8 protein-coding genes are annotated in these 10,949 nt (G+C 62.7%); 5 read left to right on the top strand and 3 right to left on the bottom strand.

Annotation, left to right across the window (positions count from 1 at the left end; all coding sequences use genetic code 11):
- The 4 genes from CG471_RS26800 to CG471_RS26785 form a co-directional block, all read left to right on the top strand.
- The coding region (locus CG471_RS26800) for a transposase (protein ID WP_143560160.1) at positions 1-160 on the top strand (160 nt) is incomplete at its 5' end.
- A 280-nt stretch (positions 161-440) separates the two neighbouring features.
- A complete protein-coding gene (locus tag CG471_RS26795) occupies positions 441-2,060 on the top strand; it encodes a glycoside hydrolase 43 family protein (protein WP_099234336.1) in 1,620 nt (539 codons plus the stop codon).
- A gap of 22 nt (positions 2,061-2,082) precedes the next feature.
- On the top strand, positions 2,083-3,651 hold the full coding sequence (locus CG471_RS26790) for an alpha-L-rhamnosidase (protein ID WP_099234335.1): 1,569 nt from the start codon (positions 2,083-2,085) through the stop codon (positions 3,649-3,651).
- The gene (locus CG471_RS26785; protein WP_099234334.1) at positions 3,648-4,769 is read left to right on the top strand and encodes an endo-1,4-beta-xylanase; all 1,122 of its coding nucleotides are present in this window, start codon (positions 3,648-3,650) and stop codon (positions 4,767-4,769) included. The genes CG471_RS26790 and CG471_RS26785 overlap by 4 nt, the downstream gene beginning before the upstream one ends.
- On the opposite strand, the gene CG471_RS26780 is transcribed toward CG471_RS26785, so the two are convergent.
- Both CG471_RS26780 and CG471_RS26775 read right to left on the bottom strand, forming a co-directional pair.
- On the bottom strand, positions 4,766-6,355 hold the full coding sequence (locus tag CG471_RS26780) for a glycoside hydrolase family 28 protein (RefSeq protein ID WP_099234337.1): 1,590 nt from the start codon (positions 6,353-6,355) through the stop codon (positions 4,766-4,768). The two genes, CG471_RS26785 and CG471_RS26780, sit on opposite strands and share 4 nt — an antisense overlap.
- Before the next feature lie 65 nt (positions 6,356-6,420).
- Complete coding sequence (locus tag CG471_RS26775; protein ID WP_099234333.1) at positions 6,421-9,519, bottom strand: TonB-dependent receptor domain-containing protein; 3,099 nt, start codon at positions 9,517-9,519, stop codon at positions 6,421-6,423.
- Between the two features lie 193 nt (positions 9,520-9,712).
- Here CG471_RS26775 and CG471_RS26770 point away from each other — a divergent pair, with 193 nt between their 5' ends.
- A complete protein-coding gene (locus CG471_RS26770; protein ID WP_099234332.1) occupies positions 9,713-10,777 on the top strand; it encodes a LacI family DNA-binding transcriptional regulator in 1,065 nt (354 codons plus the stop codon).
- Positions 10,778-10,789: 12 nt separating this feature from the next.
- Here the strand turns inward: CG471_RS26770 and CG471_RS26765 are convergent.
- Positions 10,790-10,949, bottom strand: a 160-nt coding sequence (locus tag CG471_RS26765; RefSeq protein WP_143560160.1) for a transposase, incomplete at its 5' end; no start/stop codon positions are given.

Below are 10,949 nucleotides of genomic sequence, written 5' to 3'. Positions count from 1 at the left end.
CGCCTTCTCGCCGTGGCTCTACAAACAGCGAAACCTCGTCGAACGATTCTTCAACCGCATCAAGCAGTTCCGTGGCATCGCCACCCGCTATGACAAAGACCCTGCCAACTTCCTCGCAGCCATCAAGCTCATCTGCGTGCGCATCTGGTGCAGTGCGTAATGAGTCTACGCGCTAATTCCAGGGTGGCTTACGCTGTTGTTGGAAGGCTGACGAAATCGAACGGCTCACTCCTGAGAAGTGGAAATCGAAGTTAGAGCGCTTCGTAAGGGTTGAAATTGGCAGCATATCAACATCGAACCAATGGTCGTTGTGAAAACGTACCTAAACAATGGTAGCGCTATCTAAAATTTGTTGCATTACCGCACTCGTCCACGCACAATCAGTCCATCAACGAGCAAAGCGCGCTTTTATAAGGCTTTGCCGATAGGAGGGATATGTGATGCCGCTTCAAAGCGGAATGCTGACAAGCCTGTTGTGTGCTGTCTCTCTGATCTGCGGGTATGGCGCCGCGGCGGAGACAGCTTCCTCCGCATCCACCTACAGCAACCCCATCCTCTACGCCGATTATTCCGACCCCGACGTCATTCGCGTCGGACAGGATTATTACATGGTGGCATCGAGCTTCCATTTCTCGCCCGGCATCCCGATCCTCCATTCCCGCGACCTGGTCCACTGGTCGATCCTTGGCCATGTCTTGCCGCGCCTGCCATTCGCGCCCGAATATGACATGCCCGGCCCCCACAGCCTGACCGACGCGATTTCCAAGCCGGTCGGCGGCACCCGCTATGCCGGCGGAGTCTGGGCACCGTCGATCCGCCATCACGCCGGCCTGTTCTACGTCTATTGGGCGACGCCGGACGAGGGCATCTTCGTGGCCACTGCCAGCAAGGCGGAAGGCCCCTGGAGCGCGCCGGTCAAGGTGATCGACCAGCCGATGCTGGAAGACCCCTGCCCCTTCTGGGACGATGATGGCCAGGCCTGGCTGGTTCATTCCCGCCATGGCGCCGGGCCATTGATCCTCCATCGCATGAGCGCGGACGGCAAGAGCGTGCTCGATGGGGGAACGGTGATCGTCGAGGACAAGCAGAATCTGCCGATCCTGGAAGGCCCCAAATTCTACAAACGCAACGGCTATTATTATATCTTCGCGCCCTATGGCGGCGTGGAGAAGGGCGCGCAGGTCGCTCTGCGCGCGCGCGACATTCGCGGCCCCTATGAAGCGAAAACCGTGCTGGCCCAGGGCAGCAGCGCCCTGCAAGGGCCACATCAGGGTGGCTCGTTCGAAACGCCGTCGGGCCAGGGCTGGTTCATCCATTTCAACAGCAGCGGCGCCTTTGGCCGCATCACCTATCTGGAGCCGCTCAAATGGGTCGATGACTGGCCGGTGATCGGCGACCTGCGCCCCGGCACCGATGTCGGCCAGCCGGTCGAGCATCATGCCATGCCGGACACCGGGTCGCCCCCAACGCAGGATCGGCTCCAGGACACAGATGCTTTCGGCAGCGCGAAACTGGGGCCACAATGGGAATGGAACCATAATCCGGACGATGATGCCTGGAGCCTCACCGCACGCCCCGGTTTCCTGCGTCTCCACGCCCTGCCCGCCGACCATCTGGTAACTGCCCGCAACACGCTGACCCAGATATTGCAGGGGCCGAGCAGCCGGATCACGACCCGGATCGAGATCGACCGGATGATCGATGGCCAGCGGGCGGGGCTTACCCTGTTCGGCGTGAAGCCTAGCTGGATCGGCATCGTCCGGAAGAGTGGCAAGACACACCTGACCCTGGCGTCGGCCGGGGAGGAAACCACCGGCCCTGCCCTCACCGGCTCCTCCGTCGACTTGCGGGCGGAGGTCGGCGCGGACCAGACGGTGCGCTACAGCTACAGCCTCGACGGCCGCGCCTTCCTGCCGTTCGGCGATGCCATTGGCCTTGCCCGTTTCTCCTGGTGGAAAGGCTCACGGCCGGGCCTGTTCACCTTCACCCGCGGCGGCGCGGGTGGATCGATCGACGTGGATTGGGTCCGGGTCGATCATCCCGCGCCGGTCGCGCCTTAAAGCCAGCTCTCAGGGGATATAAATGGATCGACGTTCCTTCCTGCTCACCGCCGCGAGCGGCCTTGCCAGCGCTAGCGCAAGTCGAATGGCCTATGCCGAACCGGCTGCCGATGCGCCGCGTTTCAACACCGCCAACCGGCTTTGGCAGGCGGCCTATGACAAGGCGCTGGCGGTCTTGGCCGCCAACGTCCAGGTCATGCCCTATGTCAGCAAGCCGGTGCTGATCGAAGGCGCCGTCTATCAGGGTATCTGGCAGGAATGCGGACCGCACGAGGCACTGGTCTATCGCAAGTTCCGACCGGACGTGGCCCGTAACAGCCATATGACCTTCTTCGAGTTGCAACGGGCGGACGGCCAGTTGCCCGCCAACAACAAGATCGTCGAAACCGGCTTTGGCCAGATCCAGATGGTCGTGCCGATCGCTGCCACCGCCTGGGAACTGGCGCGGGCGACTGGCGACAGCGCGCTGCTGGAGGCCAGCTACCACGCCTGTTCGGCCTGGGATGGCTGGCTGATGCGCTATCGCAATACGCGCGGCACCGGACTGGTCGAAGGATTTTGCACCTATGACACCGGCCATGACAACAGCCCGCGCTGGGCCGGCATGCCCAACCAGTGTCCGAACAAGGATGCCCGCACCCATCACCCCATCGCCACCCTACCTCGCCTGTGCCCGGACCTGTCCGCCACCGTTTATGGCGGGCGCAGGGCCTTGGCCGAAATGGCAAAGGCGCTTGGCAAGACGGACGAGTCCGACCGCTGGGCCACGCAGGCCGAGCATATTCGCGGCCTGATCCTCTCCAAACTCTATGTGCCGGAGGATGCGGCCTTCTACGATCTGGACGCGAAGGGCGATTTCGTGCGCGTGCGCTCTGACATTCTTTCGCGCGTCTGTGGCGAACATGTGCCCGACCAGGCGCTGTTCGACACGCTCTGGACCCGGCAACTGCATAATCCGGCGGCGTTCTGGGCACCCTATCCGCTGACGTCGGTAGCGATGGACGACCCTGCCTTTGTCGGATCGATCCCCGCCAATAGCTGGGGCGGCGCCACCCAGGCGCTGACGGCATTGCGCGCCGGCCGCTGGTTCGACCATTATGGCCGCACTGCCGAGTTCAGCCAGATGATGACCCCCTGGTGCGCGGCGCTGATCCGCGACATGACCTTCCGCCAGCAGATGGATCCACGCACCGGTGCCTTCACCCATGCCGAGGCCGCCGGCTACTCCCCCGCCGCGCTGGTGATGGTCGATTATAGCTGGCGGCTTGTCGGCGTCTGCGAGGAAGCCGACGATCTGCACTGGAATGTCCGTCCCGGCCATGAGGCCGCGCAGGCCACCCATCTGTCGATGCCGACCGATGCGGGACGCAGCGCCACCATGGTCTATCGCGCCGGGGGCGCAGACCTCAGCCTTGCAGGGGCACCCATCGGCCGGATCGAGGGCGGGGACGCGCGCCTTGTCACCGACAAGCAGGGCAAGCCACGCCATCTGATCGGTATCGAGCCACAGGCCCAGACGGTCCGCCTGCGCCTGGCGGGACAGCCGGTCCGGCAACTGACCCTGCACGCCAATGAACGGGTGACGCTGTGAACCGGGTGATCGACCGCCGCAGCCTGATCGCGGGCGCCGCTGCCCTGGCCCTGCCGGTTCCTGCCTGGGCACGGTCGGCAACCTCCCTCGCCCCGCTGGGCGCCGCCAAGGGCATCCGCTTCGGCAGCACGGTCGGCAAGGATAATTTCGCCGACCCCGGCTATCGCGCGCTCAATGCCGCGCAATGCGCGCTGGTCGTCCCGGAAAATGAAATGAAATGGTCGATCACGCGTCCCGATGCGCAGCATTTCGACTTTCGCGCCGCCGACCGGATCGTCGATTGGGCTGGTGCCAACGGCCTTGGCGTGCGCGGCCATACCTTGTTGTGGCACAGCGAGCGATGGATGCCGCAATGGGTGGCGGAGCATGATTATGGCCCCAATCCCAGAGCAGAAGCGGAACGGCTGCTGACCGACCATGTCGCCACGGTCGCCGGCCGCTATGCCGACCGGATCGACAGCTTCGATGTCGTCAACGAAGCGATCGATTCCGAAACCGGGGCGCTGCGCGACACCGCTTTGTCCCGGCATATCGGCGCGTTCGAGACCATCGATATCGCCTTTCGCACCGCGCGCGCGGCAGCACCCAAGGCCCAGTTGGTCTATAATGACTATATGGGCTGGCGCGCCGACGAGGGGCTGCACCGGGATGCGGTGCTGCGCCTGCTGGAACAGATGCGCAAGCGTGGCACGCCCGTCGATGCCCTCGGCATACAGAGCCATCTCGGCAGCAAGTTCAGCGACACGCCGACGGGCCTGGGATCGTTGGATGAGCCCGCCTTCCGTCGCTTCCTGGATCAGGTCACCGGCATGGGCCTTGACCTGCTGGTCACGGAAATGGACGTGCATGATAATCCGCTGCCCGGCGCCATCGGTCCGCGCGACGCTCAGGTCGCCGCCCATGCCAAGGCCTATCTCGACCTGATGCTATCCTACCCCCAGACGAAGACGGTAATGTGCTGGGGCCTGTCCGACCGCTATAGCTGGCTCAGCGGCATGCGGCTGCGGCCCGACGGCATGGCCAAACGTCCCTGCCCCTTCGATGCCGACTTCCGTCCCAAGCCCTTCCGCGATGCGATCGCGGCGGCTTTCGCCGCCGCACCGGACCGCAGAAGTTAAAAGTCGCCGGACAGCGGGCCGTCGCTCCGACGGTCCGCAATCCAGCGCGCACCGCTACTGCGGAAGCCGGTGACCCGGTCAAGCGACCAAGTCGTGCCACGCGGCGCCCGCAAACCGACAAAATCCGCATCCTGCACATCCTCCAGCCGGAAGGCCGCGCGCGGATCGGGCGCGGCCACCGCCACCTCGACATTGCTGAAGCGGATATTGCGCGCGTGGCGGACGAAGAAACCGGTGGCGGGCAGATCGCCAAACATCGTCGCTTCGGGATAGGCCAGTTCGGCCTCGGGCGGACGCACCTTGGCCATCGCCGCCGGCGCACCACCGACATGCTGGAAATGGCAGTCGGCAATCGAGACATCCTCGATCGGGTGATCAATCAGTCCCGCAATCACCGATGGCAGCATATTGGCGCCCGAACTCACCACATTCTGGATCAGGATGCGCTTCATCGTGCCGATCGGCACGCCCGCAGGCCCGCGCATCCGCTTGCCCAACCGCAGGAACAGCGGCGCGTCTATGATGCCCCGCATGGTGATGTTGCTGACCGTCACATCCTCGACCACCGCGCCATCGACCGTCTCGAACGCCAATCCCCGGCTATCCTCGAAGATGCAATTGCTGATCGTGATGTTGCGGAAGCCCCCATTGGATTCGGTGCCGAACTTGATCCGCCCGTGGATCTTGCGCGCGAAGGATGGCGGCATCTTGCGCCAGCTGCCGTCCAGCACCGATCCGACTTCATAATTACCGGTGACGAAACAGTCGGAAATGGTCAGATTTTCGGTGATGCGGGGATGACCCAGCGCATAGCTGCTCTTGGGACAGATGCCGTCGTCCCAGGGCGAATTGACGGTGCAATTGCTGATCCGCACATTGCGACAGCAGTCAATATCGAAGCCGTCGCGGTTGGTGTCCACCAGTACATTGTCGATGGTAAGATTATCGACCCCGGTGGCGAGCAACGCGAACCAGCCGCCTTCCAATATCCTGATGTCGCGCAACAGGACGTTGCGACAATTTTTGAGCGCGATCGCCTTGTTGCCGGTGCCGGGACCGGTCGGATCCTTCAGCCAATTATCCTTGCCGTCGCCCCGGCCCAGCCCCTTGCCCCAGATCAGCCCCGGACCAAGGATGGCGATGTCGTTCAGCCCCTCACCCCAGATCAGGCTGTTGCGCCAATGGCTATGCCCGAAATCCTGATAGGCGCCCCATTCCCCGATCGGCTCGGCATGGTCATAGCCTTGCGTGTCGGTCGGCGCGGCGGCCAGCAGGACAGCGCCATCCGCCAGGAACAGCGTGACCCGGCTCTTCATCCGGATCGTGTAGCTGGCATAGGAGCCGGCCGGGAAATAGACGGTGCCGCCACCCAGCCCGGCGACATGATCGATCGCCCTGTTGATCGCGCCGCTATCGATCGCCGTGCCATTGCCCTTGGCACCGAACTGGCGGACATCGACGATCCCGCCAACGGCCCCGGCAGCCAATCTCAGGCCCGCACCGGACGCGGCAAAAGCCGGTTGCGCGATCCCGGCCATGCCTGCCAATGCGCCGCCCTGCAGGAAGCTTCGCCGGTCAAAACCCATCATCCATCCCCTTGTCATGATGAAGGCGGGAACAGCCCAACTGTTCCCGCCCTCCTGTCTCGTTCTCAGAATTTCAGCGATGCGCCGATGAAGAACTCGGTCCCCAGCACGTCATAGGTCGCCGAGAAGGTGTTGGCATTCGGCCCCTGGGTGGTGACCGGCGGCTTGTTGTTGAACATGTTGTTCGCGCCGCCGAAAATCTCCATCCCGTCACGCAGCTTATAGTTGAACGACAGGTCGAAATAATTCTGATCGTTCAGCACCGGATAGGCAAAGCTGTCGAGGCTGGGTCCGTTCGCCGCCCCCTGACGATGCGGCACGACATAGCGGTCGGTCGTGACCTTGCCGATATAGCGATGCCGCAGGCTGAGGCTCAGATCCTCGACATTCCAGGTGATGCGCGACGTCGCCCGCCAGCGCGGCAGCGGCTGGCCGCAGGTCGGGCCATAGGCTCCGGCACATTCATTCTTGATGTCGGGCAACGCCGCGACCGGCGTGGACGTGAACTCGTCCAGATAGGTCAGGTTGCTGCTGATATCGAACGAGCTGGTGCTGCCCAGCCCTGGGAAGCCGAAACCGACGTCGAAGGAATAGCGCATCGCAAAGTCGATGCCCGACGTCTTGAGCTTGCCGGTATTGGCGTTGCGGATCTGCGCCACATAGGGATCGTTGATCTCACCCGTATTGGGATTGCGCACGATCGCCCGGCAGAACTCGCTATTGGCGTCCTGAATGACGGTATAGCAGAGATTGAGCGTGTTCTGCAGACCACCGCCCAGCGACGAGATCGCGCCGTCCAGCGAGATGTTGAAATAATCGACGCTGAAATAGAGTTTCGGTGCGAAGCTGGGCGTGAACACGGCACCGACAGTGAACGTGTCGGACTTTTCCGCGCCCAGATTGACGTTGCCGCCAAAGTCTGCCGGCATGATGTTGTTGGGCTGGACCGCGTCGGTGAAGACCGCGCCGGCTGGAACGCCCGTCGCGATGCAGACCGCGCGGACGGCATCGGTCCGCTGCGCCGCCGAAGCGCGCGAGGAACAAGGATCGGTCGCAACACCGACCACGCGGGTCACGCCACCGTAAAGCTCGTTCACATTGGGTGCGCGGATCGCCCGCTGATACTGGCCGCGGAAGGCAAGATCGCGGTTCACCCGCCAGTCGAGCCCGCCCAGATAGGTCCACTGACCGCCAATGCCGGACAGGCTATAGTCTGAATAGCGGAAGCCGCCATTGGCAATCAGGCTCTCCATGAACGGCGTGTCGTGGATCAACGGCACGCGCAATTCGCCGAAGATCTCGTTCACCGACACGCTGCCCTGGGTCGGCAGTCCGGGATTGAAACCGGCGACGTCGCCCGAGGCCAGGAAGGAGTCCGGCGTGAAGGTTGCACTGGTCTTGCGCCATTCATAGCCGCTGGAGAAGCCGATCGGGCCGGCGGGAAGCTGGAACAGGGTGCCGGTGACGCTCGCCTGTGCGACCTGCTGGGTGGCGATGGTCGAGTTGGTGGCGTTGATGCGGATCGCACTCGCGCAGGCTTCGGAAATATTCTGACCAAAGATGTTGCAGACCGGAGCAGCGCCGTTGACCGACAACAGGGCCGCCTGCAACCGGCTGCGCGAAATCGCATTCTGCAGCAGCAGCGTGTCTTCACTGCGGGCATAGGTGTAATAGGCGTCAAACTTGAGGTCGGTCAGGACATTGTCCGACACGCTCCCCAGATTGCCCTTGAAGCCCCAGGCGCCACGGAAGACATTACGCCGTTCGCTGGCCAATCGTGGCCCCACTTCCCGATAGCGGCGACCCGCGGTCAGAACCGCGAGGCCGTCCCCCGCGGTCGTCGTCCGCGTCGCGGTACCGCTGGTGACGGTGGTCGTCCCGGTTTCGGCTAGGTCGAGCTGGCGGAGCACTTCCTGCAACTGCGGTGTCAGATAGGGATTATTGACGTCGAACAAGGTGGGCGACCCGACATTGGTCGGCGCCAACCGGGCATTCACCACATTGCTGCTATAGTGAAGTTCCATATAGCCGGTGATATCATCGGTGAAATCATAATGGCCAAAGCTGTTGATCATCCAGCGTTTCTGCGGCTGGATCAGATAATTGTCGGGCCCTAGATTGAAATCATCCTGCGGCGTGATCTGTGGCCGGGCAACCGTGCCTTCATCGTTGAAGGTGAAGCCGCGCGAGGTCATCGCCGAAAGGCCTGCATTGGCATAGGCGGCATTGAGCGCCGCATTAGAGCCCCCCGCCGCCGGAATACCAGAAAAGCGCCCATTGGGGATGTCCCCGCTGCCACCGGCAACGAAGCCAAGCTCGCCACCGCCCGCGACGCAACCCAGGCCGGAGGCCGGCGTGAAGGGCGTACCAGCCCGGTCATGGCCGCCGCTGCCCGGCACGATGCATCCGTCGTTGAGCGAGTCATAGGCAAAGCTGCCGCGCTGGCCGCGCGTGATCGACCCGCGCTTGAGATAATTGCCCGACACGACCAGATTGCCGCGACCGTCGGCAAAATTGCCGCCCATCGTCAGGTCGACGGTATAGACGGGCGTCCCGGTGGGACGATCCATGTTGAGCTGGGCGCGCGCTTCCACGCCTTCGAAATCGTCGCGCATGATGAAGTTGACGACGCCGGTGATGGCATCGGAGCCGTAGACGGCCGACGAACCACCCGTCACGATTTCCGTGCGCGCAATCAGGCTCGACGGGATCGTGTTGAGATCGGTGACCTGCTCAGGGCCGTAAATGGCATAGCGCCGCCCATTGACCAGCACCAGGTTGCGGGTTGAACCAAAGCCGCGCAGATTGACGTCGGCAAAGCCGCCGGGAACGGTATTCGAGGTCGCGCTACCCAATTGCGAGCCGACCACCTGTGGCATCTGCGCCAGAGTCTTTTCGACGTTCACATTGCCCGAGAGCTTGATGTCTTCGGAGCCGACCACGCTGACCGGGGTCGAGGCATCGAAGCCATTGCGCGCGATGCGCGATCCGGTGACGACGATGTCTGCGGTTGCGCTATCCGAGCCGCCCTGCGGCCGCTCGGCAGCAGTGACAGCCGTCGCTTCGGCTGAATTTTGCGCCTGTGCCAGCGCTGGCACAGGCGGGCAAAAAATAAGCGCGGCTCCCGTCAGGAAACGCACGCGCAACGATTGTATCTGCTTCATTCGATCCTCCCCTTCTTTCTTGCAATGGCCAGTTGGAGCCTTGACCTGCTCCGCCGTAAATTGCTCGACACGCCTTAGTTAGCGCTATCATTGATGGCCGTGGATTATGCCTCTCCAACCCGCGCGTCAAGTCAAATAGATAGGCATGATGGTAGCGCGTGACAGAAGCGATCTGGCAGCATAGCCTCCGACCATGAATAGCAATGCTTCGTTCAACAATGGCCATGAGCCGACCATTTCTGACGTGGCGGATCGCGCCGGCGTTTCGATCCGCACGGTTTCGCGCGTCCTCAACAATTCGCCACGAGTCAGTGACGACACCCGCGAACGCATTGAACAGGCTATTGCGGCGCTGAACTTCAGGCCAAGCCTGCGCGCACGGGCGTTGGCGAAGGGCCGGTCCTTCCTGATCGGCATCGTCCATAATGATCGCAACGCTCTGGTCCTGGACACCGTGCAACGCGGCGTCGGACGAGAAGCGACACGGCGTGGCTATGAGGTCATCTGCCATTCCACGCCGCTGGAAGAAGAAGGCGCGATCGAGGATGTGCTTGCCTTTGCCCGCAGGTCTCGCATCGATGGCCTGGTCGTGCTGCCGCCCGTGTCCGGCATCATTGGCTTGCCCCAGGCCTTGCAAGCCGAACAGGTTGCCGCCGTGGCGCTCTCAGCCGTGCCGATCGATGGCTATGGCAGCGTCATATTGTCCCGCGAAGCCGATGCGGCCGGTGCGGTCGCGGATTATCTGGTCGCACTCGGCCACCAGCGAATCGCTATGGTCACCGGCCCCCAGTCGATGATATCCGCCATCGAACGACGTCGTGGTTTCATCGAAGCGCTCGACCGGAACAGAGTTGCCTTGCTTCATGAAATCGAGGGGGATTACAGCCTCGCCTCCGGCGTGGCAGCCGCCGAGCAGCTTCTGTCCCTTTCGCCGCTCCCGACTGCCATTTTCGCCGCCAATGACATCATGGCAGCGGGCGTGCTGAAGGTCGCATCGGAACGTCGCATCGCCGTACCAAGCCCGCTTTCCGTCGTCGGGTTTGACGGCAGCCTGGTTGCCGAATTGCTAACCCCCGCGCTGACCACCGTAGCGCGACCATTTGGCGAAATGGCCGAGACCGCAACCCACCAACTGATCGATCTTGTCGAAGGTCTACCTTTGCCGCAGGTAGCACCGCCCCCACTCCGATTAGTGATCGCTCAGTCAACTACCGCCGCTTTAATAGGAGACAGTCCGGAGTTCGGAATGACAAATTAGCGCGTAGACTCATTACGCACTGCACCAGATGCGCACGCAGATGAGCTTGATGGCTGCGAGGAAGTTGGCAGGGTCTTTGTCATAGCGGGTGGCGATGCCACGGAACTGCTTGATGCGGTTGAAGAATCGTTCGACGAGGTTTCGCTGTTTGTAGAGCCACGGCGAGAAGGCG

The organism is Sphingobium sp. IP1 (assembly GCF_002708645.1).
Lineage (GTDB): Bacteria > Pseudomonadota > Alphaproteobacteria > Sphingomonadales > Sphingomonadaceae > Sphingobium > Sphingobium yanoikuyae.
This window is presented reverse-complemented; position numbering and strand designations above follow the sequence as displayed.

Bases quoted from the DNA above. Each gene is read 5' to 3' on its own strand.
- CG471_RS26795 (WP_099234336.1), top strand. From the start codon at position 441: ATGCCGCTTCAAAGCGGAATGCTGACAAGCCTGTTGTGTGCTGTCTCT.
- CG471_RS26790 (WP_099234335.1), top strand. From the start codon at position 2,083: ATGGATCGACGTTCCTTCCTGCTCACCGCCGCGAGCGGCCTTGCCAGC.
- CG471_RS26780 (WP_099234337.1), bottom strand. From the start codon at position 6,355: ATGGGTTTTGACCGGCGAAGCTTCCTGCAGGGCGGCGCATTGGCAGGC.
- CG471_RS26775 (WP_099234333.1), bottom strand. From the start codon at position 9,519: ATGAAGCAGATACAATCGTTGCGCGTGCGTTTCCTGACGGGAGCCGCG.
- CG471_RS26770 (WP_099234332.1), top strand. From the start codon at position 9,713: ATGAATAGCAATGCTTCGTTCAACAATGGCCATGAGCCGACCATTTCT.